Source organism: Desulfosporosinus sp. Sb-LF, from assembly GCF_004766055.1.
GTDB lineage: Bacteria > Bacillota > Desulfitobacteriia > Desulfitobacteriales > Desulfitobacteriaceae > Desulfosporosinus.
Genome location: NZ_SPQR01000001.1, coordinates 537959 through 562425, shown reverse-complemented (window position 1 = coordinate 562425; position 24467 = coordinate 537959). Strand labels below are relative to the sequence as shown.

Below are 24467 nucleotides of genomic sequence, written 5' to 3'. Positions count from 1 at the left end.
AATTATAGTCAATTAGCTAATTTAATACCACCCAAACTTATCTAACAAAAACGTATAAAAGCTACTTCTTTTCCAACCCTACTTTAAGCCCAGCTTTAAGCTTTGCCAACTCATCTTCCACTTCCGAATTCGCTTTGATCTTTTCCAATTCAGCAAATTGGTCCTCAAGCGTGTTGGTACTTACCATAGTTCGTGAAGCCTTTGCTTCTGCCTCCATGCGTTGGACCCGCTCTTTCATTCGATCAATGTCAGCCATGGGATCATGCGAAGAGAGCCCAGATATTGCTTCATTAGCATTTTTCATAGTTTGTGCTCGACGTTGGCGCATAACAAGGTTATTCCGTTCCATTTTTGCCTTTTCTAATTTCTCAGTAAGTATGCGCAGGTTCTCCTGAAGATCATTCACTGCTTTAGCCTGATCTCCAAGTTGAGTTTCATAATCAAGCTTGCTAGTTTCAGCCTGTTTCTTATAGGTCAGAGCAGTCCTTGCTAAGTCATCTTTACCCTGTTGTACGGCAAGTGTCGCCTGGCCAGTGCGTAGTTCAATTTCCTTATTCAAACCCTCAATGCGTTCCTCAAGTTGAATCTTATCTGCAACTGCACGATTTACTTGAATTTGAAAGTTGCGAACTTCCTCCATGGCACGTTCCACATAGAGATTTAACATTTTCTCGGGATCTTCAGACTTATTCACCATATCCATAATATTTGCTTGAAGCAGATCTTTCACTTTGCTAAACAAACCCATAGTTTTCATTCCCCCTTCAATCTTGAACTCATAACTAAAAGTTCCAGCTCATCAACTCTTAGTTTATCCTTTTGCGATCGTTTGCAATCTTTACATATTCTCTCCTCTATGGAAAAATTCCTTTCTTAAGAAAATATTTTGTACTCTACTCTAGAGGAAAAGCCCACTGGAGAGAAGACCTCACCATAAAGTTAAGGTCTTCAAGGAATCAACTTGAATATATAAAGAACATCTTAATAACGGGCAAATGCTTTGGCAATTACCTGATACCCTGCTTCGTTGGGATGCGCATAATCCTGACCAATAAGCAAATGCTCTTTCCCTCTAATCTCCCGATCTAAAAAAACCACAACCGCCCCATACTGCTTTGCCCAAGAGACAATAATTCTATTAGCACTGGCGATAACCCTTTGGGCCAGTGCATTAAAGGGTGCATAGGGGCCTGCAGGCAAAGGATTATAAAGTGTGGCCACTTTAACCGTTGCACTAGAATTGAGTCGCCTCACCTCTTCACCCACGTGTGCTAGAGTTTTAGCCATATTTTTTAAGATAAAAGGTAACTGCGATGGATTTAAGGCTTGATTGAGATTTCCACATCCCATAAGACTAAGCAAATCATTAGAGCCAATTGTAATAGTGATCAGAACAGCCTGGGAAATCGAATGACGAAGGCCCTTGTTAAACTTTAATAACTCAAGCAGCTCACTCGTTGTTAAACCGTTTACCCCTTGATTGAGTAAGTGCAGATCTGAGTGATGTCTCGCTAAAAAATTGGCATAAATCGTTGGAAAGGAAGATGAACGGTCAACGCCATACCCTGAAGTAATAGAATCACCCAAAGCCAAGTATAAACTCAACATTATCACCTGCTTTCAAGCAACCATCCTTGTTATATAAAGTATGTTTACCCTCTGCTATATGTCACGCCCTGGGATAAAGCGAAGCAATTATGGCATGCTAACCAAAAAACTTTTGGATGGTGTGAACATTATGAGCACAATTTTGGAACTTATAAGAAAAGGAAATACTTCGTCGTTTTATGCAGCGCTAGGCAACCTTTTCCTAGTTATTCTCAAAGGTTTTGCGGCTATTTCCAGCGGTAGCGGCGCTATGTTTGCTGAAGCAATGCACACTGGCGCAGATACTGTTAACCAAATATTTGTCTTTATCGGCAGTATCCTTGCAGAACGAAAGCCGACTCTCCGTTTTCCGTCTGGTTTTGGACGTCTGATCAATGTATTCTGTATGGGGGCGGTCATTGTCGTCACCATTATGGCCTATGAAACGGTTCTAGAAGGAATTCATCTAATCCGACACCCAATACTTCTGGGAAATCTGGGACTCACCATTTTTAGCTTAATTACTTCGATGGCTATCGATGGCTATGTGTTATCGAAGGCCATACGTGAAATTGTGAAGGAAACACGGATTGAAACAAAGGGATTTGCTTCAATCGCAGCGGCCATAAAAAATGTAAAACGTGCCTCTCCTGCGACCCGCCTCGTCTTCTATGAAGATCTTGTAGCCACATTTGGAGCCATACTCGCTCTCGGAGCCATACTTTTGACTCGCTTCACTACCATCAAATCGTTAGATGGGTTCGCTACGATTATCATCGGATTTCTCATGGGAGGAGTAGCCTTTCGAGTCGGGTATGACAACATGGTTGGACTCATCGGAGTTTCTGCACCCAAGGAAGTGGAAGACAAAGTATCGCTGATTATCTTTTCAGATCCTGATGTTACGGACATCAACAAAATGCGTATCCTGCAAGAAGGGCGTTTTTATCATGTTGAAAGCTACATTGAACTCCGCCGAGGGTTAACCTTGGCGGAGGCTGATAACATCAAATCTAGGATTAGGGATTTGCTCTTGGGTTACGCTGAAGTCACCGATGTCACTTTAGGGATAATAGAGGATAACGGAGTAAAGGATTGGCGACCAAGCTAGAACTGGATTCCAAGCTCAATATCTTAAGCTCATTACGTCACAATTTGACATCTAATTCGAGAATTGCTTTAGTATGTATTAAACCTGAGGGAGTGCCCTCAACGCCCCTGAGATTAACGTTTTGGTTCTTCTACTAGAATTTTATCGTAACAATAAAACGGTTCTTCTTTACCTAAAAATTGCATTTCTCCAATAAAATTATAGCCACATTTAATGAAAAGTGCTTTCATCTTTTCATTGATCGAATTAGTATCTATTTTTAAATAATTGATTTTGTTGTTCTTAGCTAAAACCTCGGCGAATTTCATAAGTTTGGATCCAACCCCGGTTCTTCTATACTCAGGGTGAACGGACATCCTGTGGATTACCATTCCTACTTCTTTTGAAGACCAATCGAGCTCACTATATTCCTCAGGTTCTATCTGATTTACACAAATAAAAGCAACAACCCTTCCATCCCTCTCCAGAACGTATAAATTACCCTCATTAATATCCGTTATGAAATCCTTTTCCTGAGGATAATTCTCATCCCATTGATAATTGTTGTAGGAATGCATCTCAAAAATAGTCAGCCTGATAATGTCCATTATTTCATTGATATCCTCGAATTGAGCTTTTCTCATGATTTTAAACTCCTTCAAACCTCATGGTTTTTATCAAACTCTTTATATTTTAGAGCTTTGATGATTTCATAATAGTACTATATCCTCTGTTTCATATTCTTTCAATTAAAAAAACGCTGGTGGATCACTCCAGGCTAACGTTTCAAGATAGTTACAAATCGAGCAGGATAATGATGTCTGTTCAGCTGATTCAATGGTAATTTCCAGAATCGCTCGAAAGTGAACAACCTTACTCCGATCTAAAACACACATCAGCAAACACTTTAGACTTCATGACTCATTCATCATCACATATCATCTGCGATATGAATCACATTTCATTCGCTCATTATATGTTAATATTGGTTAAGGAGGTAAGGAGATGTGTAGAAATGTTAAAGATGCTAACATTGAATTGAAAACCCTTCTTAAGGTTATTGAAGATCTTCGCGAGGAATTAAACCTCACTATAGGACAAGGGAAGAATCCACTGGATCCCTTCGTGTTGAAGTTAAGTCAAGATCTAGATACGGAACTTAATAGGTTCTATTATATAACGTTAAATAAGGCATCCTCTTATTGACCTGATTCTCTACGTCTTTGACTATAAATTAACTAGCTAAGGAATTTAAAATGGGTAGCCGCTCATTTATGGTTACAGTTTGCCAAAAATATTGCACATCTAATGAACACATACCAGATAAGAGTCTTCTCCTCTCTCAAAATAGGAGAAACTCTTATCTTAGAAGCAAATAGTCTTACAATAGTAAATCGGTTTTATCCATAGGAAGCAGGCTCAGACGTAAAAGACGTCGAAGCCTGCTTCCTTCGCTCTTTATGATGTGTTAAGAAAAAGATTGTCAGTCTAAACCTTGTTGGTCTATAAGCCTCGGATCTGACCCTATGCAGTAGTACACCACGGACCAGCGCTCGGGCAAAGTCCCTGTATTCAAACTACTACTGTGGATAGTAAATAACCATACTTAGTGCGCAAAGCGCACCGCTAGAATTTTTATAAGCATTGGGACCGTCCGCCCTAAATCGAATAGAATTCGACCACTACAATGTGTACCATTACTTGTCTCCCTTATTAGAACATCTATAAAAACCAGTTTAATAAATCCGTTTCACTCCGGTGACTTCAGCTGTATAAGAGTCTAAGGCGACTAAATCATCAGGGTTAAGTTCTTTCAGAGAGGTTTTTCCAAGTGCGCGCATAGCTTCTTCCATTTCCGCCACCATAGACGTTAGCAAATTAACAACACTTGTTGCTGCCTGATTGACATTAAGTTCCTTCACGTTAGTAGATGAATCATAGAATACGATTGTATTTGGCGGTTCAAAGGGAATAACCTTTTCAGTTTGATTACTGGAAGAGGCCATTATGACGATAGAACCGAGATTAATTGCATCTGCGCCTAATGCCAAGGCTTTAAGACACTCCCCTGGAGTAAAATATCCTCCAGCTGTGATTAAACTTATCTGTTGACGCACCCCTCGTGCCTTTAAGAAACGGTCGGCACGTACTAAAGCATTTAAAGTCGGAATACCGAAGTCATCTTGTTTAATTGGGGCTGACCCGTAGGTTCCGCCTTGTGCCCCGTCAAGAACGATGGCATCAAATCCCAAATCTATAGCGACGTCCAGATCCTCCTCTAGACGTCCTGTTGGCATTAATTTTAATCCTATTGGAATCCCCTTGGCTCTCTTGCGCAAAGTTGCCATAAAAGAAGGCCAATCGTCAGGAGTATTAACACCTGGGGGTGCCGGAAGAGAAGCCACTGATTGACCAGGAATTAATCCTGCCAGCGTTTGGGCTTTCCCTTGCATTGCTTCCACCTTATAAGTTCCCATCGCTGCCCCTTGGCCCATCTGAACTTCCAACATATCTGCCGAGGATATCTGTTCGTCAGTTCTTCCGCCCCAAGGCCAGCGAGAAATTTGTAAAATGTATTTACCTGCCTCTTGTCGTTCCTCAGGTAACAACGGTCCTTCTCCTGAACCAGTGGTAGTCTCCATGGTTTTTGCCGCTTTGGCCAGGGCCAGCTTTTCTTCTTCACTAAGAGCTAAACCATAGGCCATACCGCTAATCATCAAAGGAATATTGATAGTGAGCGGCTTAGTAGCCTCCGGGCCGATGGTCACTCGCATATCGATCTTGGCACTTTCAAGAAGCGAGAATTTCGTCATAATTGAGGGAGCAAACATTAGCATATCATAGCCGGGGAAATGCTTATTAGACCCTAACGGACGTTCGATGGTTTTTCCATCTTGAGCTCGCATGTTAAATTCAATCATGTTCAGGATCGACATTCGTTTTAATGAAGTGATGATCTCCGTAAGATTCTCAGAATATTTGTCAGAGAGTAATCTTCTGATCGAATAATCGCTAATTCTATTCATGTAATAACGAAACATAGGTTTGGCTAAAAAAAACATCAGTAATCCAAAAATAAGTGGCAAAAGTAAAATATCAGAAACTAATATAGGTAACCATATCGAGTTGTTTGAAAATGTCGCCATTATTTACCCCAATAATCCTTTACTTTACATTGATCACCTGGTAACAACTTTCTTTTTAAACTTGTAAATTCTTCATGTTTCTAACTAACTTATGATTCTCTATATTAGGGTATTATATACAGGAATTGATAGTAAGCTCTTCTCATTACATAACGATCATAAGGCTGAGCCCTTGGAATGGCAGGCTTTTACGAAATCATCAAGATATAAAGCAATTATTAGTTTAAACAGAGCTAATTTGTTCAAAGTGAAAGTATAAACGATGTCAGGTTGTTTAAAGCAAAATTTAGTCTACCCTGTTCTCTTTGAAGTACAGGGTATTTTTTGTCGTGTAGATTTTCTAAAAAATGTAGTTACTAATATTAGTATTTATGGAAAAATCGATACAACTGATCTGTTTCCTTTTTGAGAAAACACTTTTGCTATCCAAATGAAAACTAATCCGTCTTAATAGTAGAAGCTTAGGTTGGTACCGCCTGGGCAAGAATAAATAGATTAAACGAGGGAGTTAATATCATGAGAAAATTTACAGTGATTCAATTAAGTGCTTTTGACGGAATCAAGAATCCTGCCTACATTGGTTATCAAGGAAAAGTTTATGATGTATCTAATATATTTAAAGATGGCGTACATGCTGGGATGAAAGCCGGCAAAGATTTAAGCGAAGACTTTGCCAAAGGTCCTCATAAAGAAGATATTTTTACTAACTTCCCTGTAGTTGGTATATTAGCTGAAGAGAAAAGCCTATGTGAAAAAGTCTTTTCAGGTACTTCACTACAAACTGATCTATTTTTGCGTCTTGCTCTTGGAATAGTTTTTTTCGCTCATGGAGCACAAAAATTGTTAGGTTGGTTTGGGGGATATGGTTGGAGTGGCACAATGGGCTATTTAACTCAAACTGTGCATCTAGCCACTCCAATAGCGGGGGTGGTAATTTTACTTGAGTTCTTTGCCGGAATAGCTCTAATCTTAGGGTTTTTAACTAGACCTGCCGCTCTGGGGATAGCTATAGTTATGTTAGGTGCAGCTGTTACGGTTCATCTACCTAATGGTTTCTTTCTAGACAAGGGTGGAGTCGAATATGTTTTTGTACTTTTCTTGATCGCACTCTTCTTTTTAATTAACGGAGCTGGAACTGTTTCTATCGATAGGCTGATTAGGACCCGATCTCAACGTAGATAATTAACTACTTTGAAGTTCTCTAATAATTAACGTTTCGTCATTTACAAGATATTTTTAACCATCGATATATTATCCAGCGATTTATTTAATCTGTATTCTTTAGATCGTTATTTATTTCTTTAGTGTTTATGGTACTTTGGCATCTTTCTTTTTTGACTTCCTATGGATAGGTTTCGGTCATATGAAGATTGCCTATAATTGTATATCAAATAAATTTATCCATAGCAAGCAGGCTCCAACGTATTAAACGTCGGAGCCTGCTTGCTATGATTCTTGAGAATGTGAATATTACTCTGGATAGTAAATAACCATACACTAATATGCCGATGGCTTCAACTACCCCTGATGGTCTAAATTTGATGGTGGTTCAGGGCGACTACAATAAGGGTAGAAAGAAACCCCCGTGCACGGGGGCTTCTTTCCTTGAGAGTTTGATATTCATCTATAGTGATTTTTGCACGATAAAGATCAAGCTCTCAATGCTGTTTTTAATTACAGGGCTTGTTGTGTACTATTTGTGCTTGCTTCTACATGAAGGAAGGTTCACTGCTTTCTTTACGAGGCTTATGATTGGATACGAAATAAGTTGTTAAGTAAATCATTTAAGAGAACACGTATTTCTACTAGGTCAAATGGTTTCATTATAAAGTGTTGAATCAACCCTTCTTGGAGTGCTTCTCTTATATCTCTTGCATTAACATAAGCACTCATCGCTACTACTATTGTTTTCGGAACCAAATCTCTTAATTTAGCTATGGTTTGCATACCACTTATTCCGGGCATTCGCATATCAAGTAATATCAGGCTAGGTTTCTCCTCAATTGCAAGTTTCAAAGCGCTCATTCCATCCGATGCTTCTGTAACATAGAAACCTTCTTGAGTTAGAAACTCTTTCAAAAATCTGCGTATACCATAATTATCATCAACCACTAAAATATGATAATCACGTGACAAAATTACACCTCCCTTATGTCATGCATACCTAGTACACCAATAATATTAGTCCAGCGTAATTAATAGATTAACTAATCCATTAATTACTTTTTCCAGATTATCTACTTCCTGCATTTTAACAATCGAATGGTCAATTTTGTTATTCATCTTATCCAGTTGTATATATCCTTTAAGCACAGTGAATTGGTCGATTAAGTTATCACAAAGATTTAATATTTGTTCTTTGTCCATTCTATCTCCTTTCTACATGGAGGTCCTATAATCCTGTTTGAAATATTAAACAATTTGATTAAAGACATTCATTTTTCTTCCAAAATTAGTATAATTATAGTCTACTGTCTCAAATAAACAAATACAAGGGTATACTTTATTGAAATTTGTCGAAATACTGATAACAAATAATTATTATTTTTATGACATGCAATAGTACAAAGAGTTTCACGCAAACAACAAAACAAAACACAGCAGAACCCGCTAATGCAGTTTTGCTGTGTTTGCTTTTGTACGACAAAAATAGAAAAATTAATTTAATAATTGCTCGGCTTGTACTAACCTCTTATTCAGGTCGTCCATAATAGTTTTAATGTAGTCAAGATTGTGTATACCCCAACTTTTATCGTTCTCAACAAAGCTTAAGTTGGTTATTACTATGTCAATTAATTCCTTGGCTTGATTGTAATTGGGAGCACCTTTTATACTAGCGAGCTTTTTGGCGCTTAATCAGGTGAGCATACTATTTCCGGCTTCTCATCTGGAATAGGGAAGAGTATACTGATGGTTGTCCCACTAGGACTAGAATCGATATTGATCTTGGCGCAATGAGATTCTGAAATTCTGTAGCATGTTGCTATGCCCAAACCAGTACCAGTGTCTTTAGTCGTAAAGAACGGGATTCCTAATTTGTTAAGATTTTCTTGTGGAATGCCGCACCCCTCATCCGCAATTGACAGCACTACCTTACTGTCCTCTACATAACTTTTAATGGTTAATGAACCGCCTTGCTCCATTGCTTCAAGTCCGTTGCGGGTTAAATTCAGAATCATTTGGAAGATTTCGTTTCTATTAAGGTCAAGATTGGGAATTTTACCTGGAATAAAATATAGTTGTTTGTTTTGAGTGAACGTGTCCGCTTCCAAAAGCGGGTATAAATGATTAATAATGTCGTTAAGGTTTTGGGATTTTAGTTCAGTTGGTTTTGTCTGAGCCAGCGAGAGAAATTCGGTAATAATAAAGTTTGCACGATCTAGCTCCGAAATCATCAGCGCGAATGTATCTTTCAGTGCTGAATAATCTGGTTTTGCACCTATAAGTTGGAGGTAACCCCTCACCGTCGTCATCGGATTCCTTATTTCATGCGCGATACCAGCAGCCAATTGACCAATCAGGTTTAGACGGTCCAGCTTAGCCATCTCTTTTTGAATACGCTTTTGCTCAGTAACGTCAATAAGTCCTGTTATGTGACAAGGATTTCCGTCTAAATAGAATAGTTGGCTCCAACTAAGTCCATAACGGATTTCGCCTGATTTTGTGCGGAAATCAAATTCTTCATTCTCTGTCTTACTCTGTTCCACAAGCATCTTTTTAAGCTTCTGCCTCTTATCCGCTTCTACGAAAAAATTCAATTCTTTTGAGGTGTGACCGATAATCTCCTCGCGGGTATAACCCGTACTAGAACACAATGCCTCATTAACATCTATGAATTGCCCTTCTTCAATAGTGGCCATCAACATCATAATTGGTCCGCCATGAAAGGCTTTGGAGAATTTCTCTTCGGATTGACGCAGGGTTTCTTCTGCCGTCTTACGGCTAGTAATATCTCGGAAATAACATGTTACACCAGTTTTTGTATGATAAACACTGATCTCTAACCATTTACCACCTAAAGCTTCAGAAATAATTTCAAAAGTTACCGACCTTTTTTCGTTTATTACTTCATGATAGTAATATAGGGCGGTATCATTGGCCTTAAATACTTCAGTCATTTTTTTGCCCAACAGCTGACCACGGGATTTCCCAAAAGCTATTTCAGCTGCGTGATTTATGTAAGTAAATTGCAAGTCCCGATCCATTGCATAAAAACAATCTGTCATACTTTCGAGAATAGAAACCTTCTCTTCTTGAGATTTAATTAATTTCTCGCTCGCTAATTTTTCTTCGGTAACATCCCTATAATAAACAGACATGCCAACTTCAGAAGGGTATGCCGTAATTTGATGCCATGAGTCTATATGCAAAGAACTAAGATATTCAAACGTTATGGGTAGGAAATCAGTTCTTGCTTTACTGAAATTGAGTTCAAGTATAGTTCCTCGTGCTTGGGGGTCTACTACCCATAAAACTTCTCCTATAAGTTCTTCTTGTGTTTTCAGGAACAATTCCTCTACCTTCTTATTTACGAACGTAAACCGCCATTGATTATCGAGAGCGTAGAATCCATCTGGCATATTATTGATAATGTCTGCAATAAATTGATTACTCTTGGCAAGGTCCGCCTCTAATTCTAAGTTTTTGGTGAGTTGTTCTAGCCTTTCCGTTTGCATTCGTTTCATTTCAGTAACGTCATTATAAGCAAACAAAATGCATTCTTGATCGTCAATTTGTATCGTTTCAGCTGAAAGAATAGCGGTACCTCTTGAACCGTATTTTGAAACGATTGTACTTTCAACATTTTTAACTGACCCTTGTTCCTGGATAGCCTCAAAAACTCCTGAAAATTCACTTTGGGGCACACCAATTTCGATGGGTGTTTTACCAATTACATCTTCATATTGGAAATCCCTTGCTTCAAGGAAACGTCGATTAACATCAACATATCTATAGTCAGACTTTCTAATAATAGCCATCATATGGGGTCCCAGCTGAAATGCTTTGTAAAACTTTTCGTTTGCTGCTCTTAGCTTTTCTTGTTCACTTTTCCGATCAGTCACATCGTTTATAATTGCAACAAAAGCGTTTTCGCCACATGGCATTTTAAAACTAGATAAGTCCGTGACAAAGTGCTTTCCATCTTCTGTATTAATTTCTCTATGTTGTGGTTCTGTCGTATTAGGCCATGTTTTATCGGTGTATAATGATGGAAACAAGTTTTCAATAAACGGGTAAGCTTTGAGTTCGGTTTTTATATTTTTGCTGATCATAATTGAGCCTTGAGCATCAAAAATCATTATGTTTATAGGACTGGAGTTTATTATGGCATTTAGGATCGAAGCTTTGCTAACACATCCATACACCCAATAATAGAAGTTAAATATTATCGTCGTTGCCAATGGGGTGATGATTAAATATGGTCCCCAGACAATTCTTAGAATCGCTTGAGCATGTTTTGTCCATGGTGAGAAAAATCCAATGATTAATAGAAGCATAATCGACATTACGATACCTACAAGGAACCAAAATATTAGTTTTTTTCCATTTTGCTTACTTCGCAAATTCTTTCCTAAAACTGTTCCAAAGCAACCAAATACAATAATAATTGTAATACTACCTATCAGACCACTTCCACCTGAAAAGTATCTATACAGTGCACTTATAATCGCTGCGATCAGTGCGGTTACTGGCCCACCGATAAAACCTGCCATAGTCATAGTAATATGTCGAAAATCCAAAGAGCTACTTCGCATACCCATTCTACTACCCATTACAAATATAGTAATTAGACCGAACATAACGCCAAGCAAATAATCAGAATACTTTCTTTTGAGTAATAAGTCTAGCAAAATGGCGACACCGCAGAGAAATAAGACCATAATACCACTTATTACAAAGTTATAATACAAAATATCTACCTCCTTTTGACAAGATATACATCACACCGTTTCAATTGTACATCCAGTAATAGAAGGAATTTGTCACATTGTGCTAATAACTCGATTATTCTAGTCGCTAAAAGCAGGAATTTATTTTGAATTACAATACAACAAATCCCTCGGACGTTCTGTGTTCAATGGATCTCATATCGATAATCTATTCTTTCTTTAAATTAATACATAAAAGCAGGAGCACGTCTGCTCCTGCTTTTATGTTTATCTGGTGTAGCAAATGGTCCTCCTTCCTTAATTACCTAACTACGGCTTATCATTGCCTTTATAAGTCATTGTGCTGGTATACACCCATGATGAATTCGCTTCCGTTCGTTACAATGGGTGGTGCAAACCAAATTCTCCAGTCCATGACAAGTCTCCATATCTTCCATAACATTCTTGACTGTACACACCTCGAACTAAAGAGGTTGTGTCTTTTAAGCATCATTTGTTTCTGTATTACGTCTTGTCAATATAATAATTCCTTTTGCCAGGTTTATTATATCTGGACTTTATTTGTAAATATGCATTCTCATCGTATAATAATAATGATGAGAAACCCATGTTTAAAGTATATAATATGGCTTGTCTCATTCACCGTCTCCTTCTGCCTTGCCATAGCTCCTAAAAATGAAAACGAGCTCATATCTTATGATTTTTAGAGATTTAATCTTAATATTCAGCTTTAACCGAAATATATTGAAAGATTGGAGTGTATAAGTAATACAACAGTTTTTTCTACAAGTACTAAAATTCAGCCTGATAGAACTTATATGTTTTGTGGGACTCTTAATCCTCATAGGGTTCATCTTTGGTATAATCCAGAAAGCCTCCAACAAATATCTTTTCTCGGCATTTGGCTACAAGGGTATCCTGGCTACCTCTTGGATTGGAACACCCGTCCATGAGCTAGGCCACGCGTTAATGTGTCTAGTCTTTAAGCATCAGATTACGGACATTCGCTTATTTAGCCTTCACCCTACCGACCAAAGACTTGGTTATGTAACACACTCATATAACAAAGAAAGTATCTATCAAAACATCGGTAATTTTTTTATTGGTATTGCGCCTATTTTAAGTGGTATTGGAGCCTTATTATTAAGCCTTTACTGTTTATTACCTGATTCATTCAAAGTATTGCAAACCTCCTTAAGCTCGGAAATAAATATCCAATCTCTAAATACGCTTTTCCTAGAAAAGCTATTTCATGCTAATTTGAATCTAATAGGCAGTATCTTTACATTAAGAAATTTGGTAAATCCGTATTTTTGGCTCTTCCTAATAATCGCGATAGGAATTTCTTCGCATATGGTTTTAAGTGCCGCTGATTTGAAGGGGGCTGCTGAAGGTCTTATCACGCTTTTTATTACCCTATTCTTTATAACGATGATTGTAAATTCCATTCATTTGAATCTTATTAAATACTTCTCAGTCGTGACGCGATATAACATTTACATTATTTCTTTATCGTCGATTGCCTTGCTTTTCTCCTTATTGACCTTAGCAGTTAGTTTCACTCTCTTTAAGATTAAGACTAGATAAGACGACTAACTCCTTACTACCTACTATTTACTTTTAAATACGAAATGCCCGTTGCGCACAAATTATAACTATTTTCAGAACCAGTCTTTTTTTCATCAAATTGACGGGTATTCCTTAAATACCAAGCTAAAAAACGCTGACCTTCATTGGAAAGTTTTTCACATAATAATCCTGCTTAATTTCATTTTAATTTGTTCATACACCCCTATTTCCTCCCTAGTAATTTTGTACGAGAGAGATTCATACAACTTCCAGCGAAAGAAAGAGAAACTCATATATAAATCCCCTCGTAGGAGGGGATTTATATATGAGTTTCTTTACCACAAAGTTTCTTTTACAGCGATAGGTCTAATTCTTCAATAAACTCTTCGTGAGTCTTACGAACCTTCCACTCATCTAATAAGGGCAGTACTTTAACATAACAATGTTTTGTGAGTATTGGTTAATAATGTCTTTTGTAAATATTTTTTACAAGGATTTTTCTTCTAAAGTTTGTGAATGTAAGTGATCCCACTCTTTAACCAGTATGGCTACCGCACCTTCGGTTATGTGGATGCAACCTTTTTGGCTGATACGAGCTAAAAATGATTGTTTTTTACGTAGTACAGCACAACAGGAAGACTTGTACTCTTGTTTAAAACCTGAGTGTAGACGCTTAGCAAGATCTTGATCCTCTTTCAAGCCATATCTTTCTCGAATAATTCCAGAGGCCATGACAATGCCAACAAGTGCACCGCAGGTACAGCCACTGCCCATCCCCTCTTTAAATAGGCTAGCGGCAAAAAACATGTCTTTGCTTAGATTAAGCTTCCACACTTCATTAGCAGCAGTTAGAACGGATTCACAACAGTTCAGCCCACGCTGCATGGCATCTTTAGCAATTTCAGGTGCTCGTAATTTAAGTGTTATTAATTCTTGCAAGGCCCACTCCTCCAATCGCCTAATACTGATTTTCACGCGGACGAAGCGCTCTGTTACGATTGAGGAAAAAAGAAACTAAAATAGTACATAAAATCGTAAGGCTAAACGCAATATTAGCGACTTGCATCGATAAATCAGGCATTAATAACCCTTCTCTGATCGTGTATCCAGTTAGGATTAGTAAGGAGGGTAGTTCGGCATCGGTGATTATTAATGCAGGGATAAGGGCAGCCATTAAGGAAATACCAGTCACCGCTAAAGGATGCTTAACTTCTCGAAAAAAGCCTATGCCTAATCCTATCACTGCTCCTACCAGAATTGCCAAACCTGTATTAAACCTAAGCTCCAGCCAAGTCCATTGAGCAAGCAAGAGTGCTACAACAAACCCGAAATTAAATCCTACCAATCCAGAGTAAACGACGTTTAACCATCTCTTTGGTCTAGAATTCATAGTTTCTATCACTCACCTATTTAAGCTTAAATGTGACAACGACGGGAGTTCCATCTGCTGGAAGTACCTTGTTGTTTCCTTTAAATTCAGCGATTTTGTTATCAAAATCCTTCGTTGGATGAGCAGCGTTACTTGTAATCCCTACCGGACAGCTATCTAAGCATAGAATACATCCGGTGTTTTTAGCCTTGGCATTTTCTTGGTTACCGCCAAACCGGAAATCGAAGTTCTTTTTCGTGGAATCAAGAATTGCATCTCCAAACGGAAGTTCTTTCCCCGCTCCGTCCCAAGTGATCGACACATCAAGAGGATCGCCTTCGACAGCCACTCCCACGGAATCCAATTTTAAATTGTTGCCAGGTTTTGCACCGATGGTTGTTAAGGCGTTATAAAAGTCGTTTTGATTTCCCCAAGCTTTCAGCACAGACTTAGAGCCGTTGGAACCATCTTTGAAAACGACACCGTGACGTGTGGGTTCTACGAAGTATTTTCCGTTGACTTCAGTGTAAACTTTTACAGTTTTGGCCACTTTATCAATAATGATTGGATTAGTTTGACTCACGGCCTTCTCGGAGCTGGCCACAGGTGCAGACGTTGTTCCAGAACTTTTTGCAGGTTCATTTGAACTACATCCTGTGAGAGAGACAGCAATTGCCACTGTTAGTGCTGCTGATAATAAAACCTTACTCATTTTAGCTACTCTGTTTGTTATTAATTTCATTTGTATTAAATTCTCCCCTCATTAATGCAGATTTCTTTAGTAAACATTTCTTTTCCTTTTGAATTTGAAAAGCTGCTTTTTTTCGCCAAAACAACCATATCCAACCACCCCAAAGGCTGCAAATGCTAACTAAGAAGGCAAATAGTACAGAACTACTGAAAGCTCCAGCCTTTGGCACTCCGAAAGGGGTTAATAACATAACATACGCTCCCTCTCTTAGGCCGTAACCATTGATTCCTAAAGGCAACATTGATGCTACTGAGGTTGCAGGTATAACATAGATTGACTTAAATACATCGACCATGTTTAACGAAAGACCCTGAAATAAGGCGTGATTCGTTCCAACGATGCAGATTTGAAAAATTACCGACCATACAAACGCTTTGAAGATGGAAAGAGGATGTTCTTTAACTCGTAACCCGTGCCTAATCATTCCAACTAGGAATACAAAAACTTTATTTTGGCTTACCAGTATAAATTTTGGAACTCTCCCGCTCATGATCAAAGCTAATAAGGCAAGGGTAAGAATAATGAGAAAGCAAAATAGAGTAATTAGTCTCTGATCAGGATTGTCGACAAGCATACAACCAAAGAGGCCTAAAACGGCTAATCCTGTCGTCGCTAAAATCCTCTCAATGACCACGGAAGAGGTTGCACCAGGTGAGTCTCCACTGAGCTTTGCTACCCAAAGGATACGCAGAGCATCTCCTCCAATGCTTGAAGGAAGGAAATTATTAAAAAATATCCCTACCCAATAGGCTCTCCACAGCTCGCTAAAACTTACTTTAAGTCCTTGAGCTTTAGTAATGACTTGCCACTTAACGGTACTGACAACCATTGCTAAAACGATCCACACTATAGCCACGACCAACCATTTTAGTTTTATCCCGACGAGCATAACGATAATTTGAGACCAATCAATAGCCTTGATGAACCAACCTATAAGAATCAAGGAGAATAGTATTCTAAGCAGCAACTTTAGATTTTTGTTAAGCATTACTATCACCAGCGAGCCTTTGATCAAACCTTTTCTTGATGGCTAGACTGACAACCAAGAGTATGATAAAACCACAAAGAGCCCAGAGGGTATATTTGGCAGTTGGAGACATATTCTCTCCAAGCCAGGAATAGACGATGGTCGCAGGCAATTGTCCTAGGCCGGTGGCCCAGAAAAATTCCCAAAAACCCATAGTCGTTAAGCCCGCAGCGTAAGAGATAATATCAAAAGGGACGATGGGTAATAATCGGGCAATCATAACGGAATGCTTGCCATACTTTTTGAAAAAGCTGTCCGTTGTTTCCAAACTCTTTTTGCCAACCATTTTCTCAATAACAGGTCGACCGAACGCTTTAGCAATGATGTAACAGAGGGAAGCCCCAATCATTGCTCCAGTCCAGGAGTATACAGCTCCCATAACCCAACCGAAGATCCAGGCATTCGCGAAGGTTATCACAAATGCTGGTAAAGGAGCGGCTAGAGACTGAAAAACCATGAGAGCCATAGAAACAATGGGGGCCCAGATACCAAAACCCCTTAAGTAAGTTCTCATTCCATTGATGTCGGCACGCGCAAGAAGATTAAATGACTTATTCAGTTGTTCTGCTATCGACGGTACTAATAGGTACAATACAATGAAGATTAACAAAAAGGCCACGATGATTACCGCTGTGATTTTTTTCTTATCTATTGACAATTGTTCACCTCCTTAAGTCCTAGGTATCATTCATAACACAGTTATTATATAACTTATAACTTATCTATTCAAATAATAAATTAATTATGCATTTAGAAATGTTACCCATGGGCTATAATATCCTTTTCGCTTCCCACAGTCTTTGTATTGCAGTGAATGTTACAGCAGCCATGAAGAGACCTGTAACCACGTGTATCCATCCGGGTAATAACGACATTAACGAAAGAAATATAAATCCTTCTGTACGCTCTGCAAGTCCCGCCTGGTAGTAAAATGATTTTATACCCTTTTTCTCAGTCAAGACACCCACGGTTAAAAAAACCGTCATCGAAAAAATGATTCCCGCAGTTAAGAGAAGTAGTAAAAACTGAACTCCAGGATAGCGCCAAGCTAGCCCAAGGATTACCGAAAGTTCGACAAGTCTATCAAACGTAATGTCCATCAAGGTTCCCCAAGAGCTAGCAGCGTTGTGTTTTCGGGCAATTGATCCATCGACTGCATCTAAAAAGCCAGAGAACCAAAGCAAAGCAACTGCTAATACTGGTTGATTAAACAGTATGGCGACTCCTGAAAAGATCCCCATCACAAAAGCCGCTTTAGTCACCTGATTGGCCGTAATATTGAAACGATCAAGAAAATCTGCTGTCCAATCAATCAACGGTTGGATATATTTTCTGGCGTGTGTATCAAGCATAACGCTCTCCTTTTTAATTTAATGTTCGGGAATAAAATGTATAGAACGTGGATCATAGGTTAACTCAAAAGTTTCACCTAAACGTGGCCTTGAGCTCAAATTAGCTGGGAAACAAACGTTTATAGCTTGAGACGCTATTTGCATTGTCAAATAATAATAACCTTGGGAAAAAAGACATTGACTGACGATGCCCGTGAGCATTGTTTCTTCATTTGTTTCTCTGAACTTATCTCTAACCCTTTCATTGGTTAGCTGCAAAGTCTCTGATCGAAGTACGATCCAACCTGATTGTTTGTAGATTTCCTCTGTTCCTGCAATCTTCAGCTTAAAAAGGCCCGATTGAAAGACCCCCTGGGAAAGTTGACCGCAGATGACATTTTTAGCACCTAAAAACAAAGCAATTTCTGGGCTATAAGGGTTTTCGTAAAGTTCCTGGGGTTTACCAATTTGTAAAAGACGACCCTTCTTCATAATTCCGATCTTATCCGCTAACATGTATGCCTCATTAACATCATGCGTTACGAAGAGTGTCGTTTGCTTATAGTCTTGTTGTAATCGTTTTACCAAATTCCGCATTTCGTCTCGTAATTCTGGATCAAGGGAACTAAAAGGTTCATCCATTAATAGCACTTTTGGACATGTCACAAGGGCCCTTGCCAAGGATACACGCTGTTGCTGCCCTCCGCTTAACTCTGGCGGAAACCGACCTTCAAAACCGGAAAGTCCCACTGCTTTGAGCAACTCCCGAGCCTTTTCCAGCCGTGGCGCTTTAGAGACACCTTTCATCTTTAGACCAAAAGCCACGTTAGCCTCAACTGTCATATGAGGGAAAAGCAACGCTTGTTGAAAAACCATCCCAAAGCCTCTTTTTTCAGCTGGGACTTGGGTGATAGATTGGTCTCTAAGAAAGACTTCTCCCCTATCTAGCTTTAACAAGCCAGCAACCACTTTAAGTAGAGTCGTCTTACCGCAGCCCGAAGGACCTAATAGCGCGAAAAACTCACCCTCTTGAATGATTAATTCAGGAATGTTCAGCTCGAAGAAATTCTCCGAGTTGGAGGAGGAATAACCCTTTTCTATTTCTTTTAAATGAAGATAATCCATGTGTTACTCCTTAAGGCTCACTTTAATGTTCTGTTTGGTATGATGTTATTAATGCCTGGTACGTGAAATTGTTCTTTTTTGATTTGATCTCATTTATAGATGAAAGTGTAGTCGCTTACCGTAATATTGCTTAAGCAGCCAACCCATGACGTAAAGGGCAAGACCCGCCATCCCTGCGAAAAGAAGGGCATAAGCACTGCCAATAGCAAGATCCCCACCATTGATAAACGGAAACAGTAGAAGCGTTAGAGTCACCACTTGCCCACTTCCGATCAAGAACGTGATCATATATTGGCTCAGTGAGATAAGGACACTTAAGCTGGCCCCCGCAACAATCCCAGGAACAAGATGCGGCAAAATAATATACCAATAGCATTGCCACCGGCCAGCTCCAAGCGATCTTGCTTGATCCTCTAGTGAAGGCTCAAGCGTCTGAAAGCTAATCACTAAAGCTCTGATCATATAGGGAAGCGTTGGTGCTAAATGGGCTAAAATAACACCCATATTAGACTCCGTTAAACCAAGCTTGAGAAAGGTCATATGGATACCCATGGTTGAAACAAACGCGGGAATGATGATTGGCGCATAGATGATTCCCTCGACCAGCAACTTCCCTCTGAAGTTATATCTAGCTAGAGCAAAGGCAGCCGGCATCCCCATTAGAAGATTTATGATTGTTACTGCCGAAGCGATTTCTAAGCTAAGCCCGATGGACCTATAGGTTCCCGAGCTCGGTATTAACACATAACTCCAAGCCCTAGAGGAAAAAGCTTGGGGAAATAGATCAGGCCATCGCCAACCGTATGTAAAGCTATTTATTAGTAAGGAAATAATCGGTAGTGCCAAGATCAAAACAGCGAGCAGGCTTATCAGGATACGCAGAGTTCTTCTTAAACTCTTCATCATTAACTTATTCATCAACTTTTCATCAACTTCTCCTTCCCGGCGTTCCCCACCTTCGGTTGAGCTTGTAAGCAAGTATCCCTAAAAACGCGGTAATGATCGTCAAGAGGACGTTGATAGCCATTGCTTCTGGCATCCTGTTCCAGCCGCCATTTGTATAGAGACTATAAGATAATACCGGCAGCATTTTGGGGTAGGTAATCCCCATTAAATACGGCACTTCAAAAGCGGAAAACGTGAAAGAAAACACAATAAAGCAACTTGAAGACCAAGCTGGAAAAAGCATTGGCATGGATACTTCGATAAAAAATTGCCAGGGTTTTGCTCCAAAGACCTTAGCTACTTCCTGCCAATCAGAATAAACTTTTCTAAGGACCGGATAGACCATCAACGCTATAAAGGGGGCCTCTTTCCACGTATACGTTAAGATAACCCCCCAGCCCGTTGGATCATTCGTTAACACGGGAAACACTTCGGGTTGCTGAATCAAACCTAAATAATAACATAGCCGTGAGACATATCCACTTTGCATCAATAGAAGCATCATTATATAGGCACCGACAAAATGCGGGATGACTAAAGGCAAATTGCACAAGCCTTGGAGCCAGAGACGAAGCCTTGATTTCCTACGTTCGTTTCGCAAAAAGAAAAGAGAGATTCCAAGACCAAGAATCCCAGCTAGAAGAGTGGATAAAAAAGAAATCCGCAACGTGAGCCAAAGCGCCAGCCAAAAATCCTTTGAGATTAATAATTTATGATAAGCGTTTGTAGAAAAATTAAATTGACCCGCAGCGGGGAAGTATCCGACACTTTGGGCCACTCCCTCAATCAGACCGCCAAAAAACAAGATCATAATCACAATTACAGCGGGTAGAACAAGCCAATAAGGCTTACTTTCTTGCCACATAGTCTAACCAACCAGTGTCAAGAAAGTCGACATATTCGCTTGGCAGCTCAGGAAGCCTATGACTGGCCAATTCTCCGACAGACAAAGTGGCAATTCCGCGGTCGATACCTGAGATGCGTTTTTGGTCTTCAGGGGACATTTTCTTAAGATCCAACGACATATCTTCGCCCCAATTAACGGGATCGAATTTAGCGATTTGTGCTTCTGGAGAAAGCATGAAATTAATGGCAACCATTGCCCCCGCTCGATGGGTCGAGTTAAAGGGTATCGATAGATAATGAGTATTAGCAAGGGTCCCCTTTTCAAGCACGAAGGTACGAGTTGACACCGGGAAGGTTCCCTTCTTAATCTCATTAGATGCCCTAGCTGGATCATATCCCATGGTCATCCAGACTTCTCCATTGGCATAAAGCTGATCTAATTTTGCTAAGCTTTCAGGATAAGTTGATCCTTCCCTCCATAAAAAGGGCTTTATAGATTTAAGATAATCCCAGACTGGTGTCAGTTGAGGTGTGAGGGTTTTAGAGTCGAGTGGTTTCATGTATTGTTGATAGCCGCCTGTTGTTTCATATAGGGCATGACGTACAAATGCGCTCCCTGTAAAATCAGGAGGCGCAGGATAGGTAAACTTGCCTGGGTTTTGTTTAACCCAATTAGCGAGCTGTAACATCGAAGTCGGAGGAATCTTTATTTTATTGGAATCATAAATGAAGACAAACTGAGCTTTACCCCATGGCGCTTCATAGCCCTCCGTAGGCAAGCCGAAGTCATCTTTAATATCTGGTGTATTAGCATCAATATATTGATTAAAATTAGGAAGTTGCTTATCGAAGGAACCCCAGAGTAATTGATGTTCTTTAGCATTTTTAAAATTTTCACCGTTGATCCAGATAAGATCAACGCTGCCATCTGTCTTGTTGACCTGTTTTTCCGCAAGCAGCTTATTGATCACATCGTTAATATCATTGACAGGTACACGGTTCAAGGTAACTCCGTAATCCTTCTTTAAACGTGGGGCGATCCATTCATCCATGTAACGATTGATGGATTCACTTCCACCCCACATATACATATTAACGGTCTGTCCCTTAGCCTGTGTTAAAACCTCGTTCCAATCAGCCTTCAGAAGATTTGTCGGTACGGCAGAAGAATCACTTCGTTTCTGGACTTGTGAGCAGCCTGTCAAGACTAAAAAAATAGATAAAATGATTAGAAGCACAGAAGAATTCCCTATTCGCACGGTTTATGGCCTACCCTTCTTTATTAGAATCTGTAACTAACAGCAGAAAAGGATAATTCATAACCGTCGCATTATCCCAATCGATTATTACCTACTTATTATAAACGAAGGTTCTCATTCTCTCAATGAATTTTTATGTTCTTCAAATCCGATTTTTTTATGGGCCAATGAAATAAAACTCAATTATGTGACGAACTTTTGTTGTAGGTCTTCGTGGGGTAATCGTCAAGGCAGTGGTGTATAATTAGTAATGCGCTACCAGATAATAACTAAAGTAAACTTGTTTGAAAGGTGGTGATTGCCCATGACGACTACAAAAACACCCAATAGATTAACCAAGGAAAAAAGCCCGTATCTACTCCAACACGCTAACAATCCCGTCAACTGGTTTCCTTGGGGAGAAGAAGCGTTCGAAACTGCAAAGGCAGAGAACAAGCCAATTTTCTTATCTATTGGGTATTCGTAGTTGGTGCAAGAAACCGACTTGCCATTGGTGCCATGTTATGGAAAGAGAATCTTTTGAGGATCAGGAAGTTGCAGACATTCTGAATCGCTACTTTGTCTGTATAAAAGTTGACCGTGAGGAACGTCCTGATGTTGACCATTTGTACATGGCTTTCTGCCAGGCTCTCACTGGGTCAGGCGGCTGGCCGCTCACTATCCTGATGACGGAGGAGAAAAAACCATTTTTCTGTGGAACTTATTTCCCAAAAACCCAACGTTACGGCCGTCAAGGTCTTATGGAGCTGTTGGAACAAGTGGGAACACTCTGGAACACCGATGAGGCCAAAGTAAGGGAGTCTGCAGAACGGATCATGTCAGCTGTTCATTCTCAAAGGTCCGTCCCCAATAAATCCAAAAAAGTAACGCCCCTTACTTCCCCAATCGACGACCTCTCATTAAAAGACGGCCAGGACTTAGCTTCCGACGCCATTAAAAAGTGGGGAACACAGCTGATCGATAAAGCTTACTCCACTCTAGCCCACAGCTTCGACGAGCATTACGGTGGTTTTGGTCGTGCTCCGAAATTCCCCACACCCCATACCCTAACCTTCCTCCTGCGCTATGCTCAAGACCATCCAGAAGCCAAGGCGCTCGAGATAGTCCGGAAAACACTTGATGGCATGGCTCAAGGCGGGATCTATGATCATGTCGGATTCGGGTTTGCAAGGTACAGCACAGATGAAAAGTGGTTGGTCCCTCACTTCGAAAAAATGCTCTATGATAATGCACTGCTTGCCTTAACTTACTTAGAAAGCCATCAAGTTGGACATCATCCTAAAGATGCACAACTAGCACAAGAAATCTTCACCTATGTCCTTCGAGACATGACCTCCCCTGAAGGCGGTTTCTACTCCGCGGAAGATGCTGACGCTGAGGGCTTGGAAGGAAAATTCCATGTATGGACCCCCGATGAGATAGAAGCCGCACTAGGCAAAGAGACAGCAGAGAGGTACTGTGCGGTTTATGACATTACCCCCGAAGGTAACTTTGAAGGGAAAAATATTCCCAACCTTTTACTTGGCTCTTTAGGGAAAATCGCACTTGACAACTCCCTCTCCGAATATGAGGTTCTACATTCCCTGGAAGAGGCACGCCAAACCTTATTTACCATACGCGAGAAGCGGATCCACCCTCATAAAGACGATAAGATTTTGACAGCCTGGAACGGGCTGATGATCTCTGCTTTGGCGAAAGGTGCACAAGTTCTTGGAAACAAGAGCTATTTAGAAGCTGCAGAAAGAGCAGTGAAGTTTGTTCTCACCCACCTTTTGCGTAGTGATGGACGCCTCTTGGCTCGTTACCGAGACGGGGATGCAGCCTACCCAGGTTACTTGGACGATTATGCCTTTTTTATAGCAGGGCTCCTAGAGCTTTACTCTGTTATTGGTCAGCCACAATACCTCCGAACCGCACTTCAACTTCAAGAGGAACAGGAACGGCTTTTTTGGGATGAAGAAGGTGGAGGGTATTATCTAACCGGGTCAGATGCCGAAGAACTTCTCTTCCGCCCTAAAGAGAGTTACGACGGAGCACTTCCTTCTGGCAATTCGATTACTGCGCTCAACCTTCTTCGATTAGCGCGACTCACAGGTGAAGAACGTTGGGAAAAAAAAGCGGAACAACTACTTCTGGATTTCCGCCCTGTTCTCGAAGAACATCCCTCTGGTTACACAGCGTTTCTTCAAGCCCTACAGTTTGCCCTTCATCCCAGTCAGGAATTGATTCTAGCGGGTTCTCTTGATTCAGCCCAACTGCCCAAAATGCGGCAACTCTTCTTTTCCACATTCCGCCCATATGCTTCTGTTCTTTACCAAGAAGGAAGCCTTACCGAGATTGTCCCTTGGGTCCAAGATTACCCCCTTGAACCCGGTCATACTACAGCTTATCTGTGCCAGAACTTTACCTGTCAACGTCCCGTTCAGCAGATCGGAGAATTCGAGACTCTCTTGACAAACTCCTAAGAATAATAAAAAGAGTAAGAAACAAGCTTCCCCATTGGGTGAGCTTGTTTCTTACTCTTAGCATTT

General features: G+C 40.1%; 23 protein-coding genes. 6 read left to right on the top strand and 17 right to left on the bottom strand.

Going from position 1 to position 24467, the window contains the following annotated elements:
* Positions 1-61: 61 nt before the first annotated feature.
* Positions 62-748, bottom strand: coding sequence for a PspA/IM30 family protein (locus E4K68_RS02740; RefSeq protein ID WP_135377178.1), 687 nt, complete (start codon positions 746-748; stop codon positions 62-64).
* Between the two features lie 233 nt (positions 749-981).
* A complete protein-coding gene (locus tag E4K68_RS02735; protein WP_243450228.1) occupies positions 982-1608 on the bottom strand; it encodes an SGNH/GDSL hydrolase family protein in 627 nt (208 codons plus the stop codon).
* 130 nt (positions 1609-1738) lie between these two features.
* On the opposite strand from E4K68_RS02735, the gene E4K68_RS02730 reads away from it, so the two are divergent.
* On the top strand, positions 1739-2698 hold the full coding sequence (locus E4K68_RS02730) for a cation diffusion facilitator family transporter (protein WP_135377249.1): 960 nt from the start codon (positions 1739-1741) through the stop codon (positions 2696-2698).
* Between the two features lie 113 nt (positions 2699-2811).
* Here E4K68_RS02730 and E4K68_RS02725 read toward each other — a convergent pair whose 3' ends face one another.
* Positions 2812-3321: a GNAT family N-acetyltransferase gene (locus E4K68_RS02725; protein WP_348982828.1), complete on the bottom strand. Its 510-nt coding sequence runs from the start codon at positions 3319-3321 to the stop codon at positions 2812-2814.
* 361 nt (positions 3322-3682) lie between these two features.
* Here E4K68_RS02725 and E4K68_RS02720 point away from each other — a divergent pair, with 361 nt between their 5' ends.
* Positions 3683-3883, top strand: coding sequence for an aspartyl-phosphate phosphatase Spo0E family protein (locus E4K68_RS02720; protein WP_135377177.1), 201 nt, complete (start codon positions 3683-3685; stop codon positions 3881-3883).
* Between the two features lie 530 nt (positions 3884-4413).
* Here E4K68_RS02720 and E4K68_RS02710 read toward each other — a convergent pair.
* On the bottom strand, positions 4414-5703 hold the full coding sequence (locus E4K68_RS02710; RefSeq protein WP_243450227.1) for an FMN-binding glutamate synthase family protein: 1290 nt from the start codon (positions 5701-5703) through the stop codon (positions 4414-4416).
* A gap of 636 nt (positions 5704-6339) precedes the next feature.
* Between E4K68_RS02710 and E4K68_RS02705 the strand changes: the two genes are divergently transcribed.
* Positions 6340-7005: a DoxX family membrane protein gene (locus E4K68_RS02705; RefSeq protein WP_243450226.1), complete on the top strand. Its 666-nt coding sequence runs from the start codon at positions 6340-6342 to the stop codon at positions 7003-7005.
* A gap of 564 nt (positions 7006-7569) precedes the next feature.
* On the opposite strand, the gene E4K68_RS02700 is transcribed toward E4K68_RS02705, so the two are convergent.
* From E4K68_RS02700 to E4K68_RS02690, 3 genes are all read right to left on the bottom strand, one after another.
* Entirely contained in the window at positions 7570-7959 is a 390-nt protein-coding gene (locus tag E4K68_RS02700; RefSeq protein WP_243450225.1) for a response regulator, read from the bottom strand.
* Positions 7960-8004: 45 nt separating this feature from the next.
* The gene (locus E4K68_RS02695; RefSeq protein WP_135377174.1) at positions 8005-8190 is read right to left on the bottom strand and encodes a hypothetical protein; all 186 of its coding nucleotides are present in this window, start codon (positions 8188-8190) and stop codon (positions 8005-8007) included.
* Positions 8191-8675: 485 nt separating this feature from the next.
* The gene (locus E4K68_RS02690) at positions 8676-11735 is read right to left on the bottom strand and encodes a PAS domain S-box protein (protein WP_135377173.1); all 3060 of its coding nucleotides are present in this window, start codon (positions 11733-11735) and stop codon (positions 8676-8678) included.
* Positions 11736-12683: 948 nt separating this feature from the next.
* On the opposite strand from E4K68_RS02690, the gene E4K68_RS02685 reads away from it, so the two are divergent.
* Entirely contained in the window at positions 12684-13301 is a 618-nt protein-coding gene (locus E4K68_RS02685) for a hypothetical protein (RefSeq protein WP_158291360.1), read from the top strand.
* A 468-nt stretch (positions 13302-13769) separates the two neighbouring features.
* Here the strand turns inward: E4K68_RS02685 and E4K68_RS02680 are convergent, their stop codons facing one another.
* The 10 genes from E4K68_RS02680 to E4K68_RS02635 all read right to left on the bottom strand — a co-directional run bounded on the left by E4K68_RS02680 (position 13770) and on the right by E4K68_RS02635 (position 21915).
* Positions 13770-14222: a C-GCAxxG-C-C family protein gene (locus E4K68_RS02680; RefSeq protein ID WP_135377171.1), complete on the bottom strand. Its 453-nt coding sequence runs from the start codon at positions 14220-14222 to the stop codon at positions 13770-13772.
* Between the two features lie 19 nt (positions 14223-14241).
* Positions 14242-14673, bottom strand: a complete 432-nt coding sequence (locus tag E4K68_RS02675; protein WP_135377170.1) for a hypothetical protein — start codon at positions 14671-14673, stop codon at positions 14242-14244.
* Between the two features lie 16 nt (positions 14674-14689).
* The gene (locus tag E4K68_RS02670; protein WP_243450224.1) at positions 14690-15364 is read right to left on the bottom strand and encodes a YdjY domain-containing protein; all 675 of its coding nucleotides are present in this window, start codon (positions 15362-15364) and stop codon (positions 14690-14692) included.
* A 1-nt stretch (position 15365) separates the two neighbouring features.
* The gene (locus tag E4K68_RS02665; protein WP_135377168.1) at positions 15366-16391 is read right to left on the bottom strand and encodes a lysylphosphatidylglycerol synthase transmembrane domain-containing protein; all 1026 of its coding nucleotides are present in this window, start codon (positions 16389-16391) and stop codon (positions 15366-15368) included.
* A complete protein-coding gene (locus E4K68_RS02660; RefSeq protein WP_348982827.1) occupies positions 16384-17088 on the bottom strand; it encodes a TVP38/TMEM64 family protein in 705 nt (234 codons plus the stop codon). Before E4K68_RS02660 ends, E4K68_RS02665 begins: the two co-directional genes overlap by 8 nt.
* 112 nt (positions 17089-17200) lie before the next feature.
* A complete protein-coding gene (locus E4K68_RS02655) occupies positions 17201-17782 on the bottom strand; it encodes a CDP-alcohol phosphatidyltransferase family protein (protein WP_135377167.1) in 582 nt (193 codons plus the stop codon).
* An 18-nt stretch (positions 17783-17800) separates the two neighbouring features.
* Positions 17801-18886, bottom strand: a complete 1086-nt coding sequence (locus E4K68_RS02650; protein ID WP_135377166.1) for an ABC transporter ATP-binding protein — start codon at positions 18884-18886, stop codon at positions 17801-17803.
* A 93-nt stretch (positions 18887-18979) separates the two neighbouring features.
* Positions 18980-19792 carry an ABC transporter permease subunit gene (locus tag E4K68_RS02645; RefSeq protein WP_243450223.1) on the bottom strand — a complete coding sequence of 271 codons (813 nt, stop codon included), beginning with the start codon at positions 19790-19792 and terminating at the stop codon, positions 18980-18982.
* Between the two features lie 22 nt (positions 19793-19814).
* Complete coding sequence (locus E4K68_RS02640) at positions 19815-20696, bottom strand: sugar ABC transporter permease (protein WP_135377164.1); 882 nt, start codon at positions 20694-20696, stop codon at positions 19815-19817.
* Positions 20680-21915, bottom strand: coding sequence for an ABC transporter substrate-binding protein (locus E4K68_RS02635; protein ID WP_135377163.1), 1236 nt, complete (start codon positions 21913-21915; stop codon positions 20680-20682). The genes E4K68_RS02640 and E4K68_RS02635 overlap by 17 nt, the downstream gene beginning before the upstream one ends.
* A gap of 325 nt (positions 21916-22240) precedes the next feature.
* Between E4K68_RS02635 and E4K68_RS21585 the strand changes: the two genes are divergently transcribed.
* A complete protein-coding gene (locus tag E4K68_RS21585; RefSeq protein ID WP_135377162.1) occupies positions 22241-22402 on the top strand; it encodes a DUF255 domain-containing protein in 162 nt (53 codons plus the stop codon).
* A 37-nt stretch (positions 22403-22439) separates the two neighbouring features.
* On the top strand, positions 22440-24401 hold the full coding sequence (locus E4K68_RS02625; RefSeq protein ID WP_135377161.1) for a thioredoxin domain-containing protein: 1962 nt from the start codon (positions 22440-22442) through the stop codon (positions 24399-24401).
* Positions 24402-24467: the final 66 nt, after the last annotated feature.